This is a genomic window from Streptomyces durhamensis, from assembly GCF_000725475.1.
Taxonomy (GTDB): domain Bacteria; phylum Actinomycetota; class Actinomycetes; order Streptomycetales; family Streptomycetaceae; genus Streptomyces; species Streptomyces filipinensis.
The window spans coordinates 1-363 of sequence record NZ_JNXR01000143.1 but is presented as its reverse complement, the minus strand read 5'-3'; the positions used below and the strand labels follow the sequence as shown (position 1 = coordinate 363).

The following is a 363-nucleotide window of genomic DNA, read 5'->3' as shown; positions in this document are numbered from 1 at the left end:
GGATCGTCGATGGCGATGAGCCCTCGCAAACGGTCGAACGTGGCTGTATCTGGCTTGCCCATGATCAATGTCTCCTATTCGGCCGCGACGAGCACGATGCCGTCGTCGTCGCTGTATGCGAGGTCGCCGGGATTGAAGGTGAGACCGCCCAGTTCAACAGGGACGTCACGCTCTCCGGCTCCGGTCTTGGTGGACTTGCGCGGGTTGGTGCCGAGAGCCTTGATACCGATGTCGATGCCGGCGAGCAGCTTCGAATCGCGGACCGCACCGTTCACGATGATCCCGCTCCAGCCGTTGGACCGCCCGAGTTCGGCGATCACGTCGCCGACAAGGGCGGTGTGCACCGACCCGGCGCCGTCGACG

Annotated in this window: 1 protein-coding gene; it reads right to left on the bottom strand. The window is 64.5% G+C overall.

Annotated features, from left to right (window positions below):
• Positions 1-74 precede the first annotated feature (74 nt).
• The coding region (locus IO33_RS0142155; protein ID WP_031174357.1) for an RraA family protein at positions 75-363 on the bottom strand (289 nt) is incomplete at its 5' end.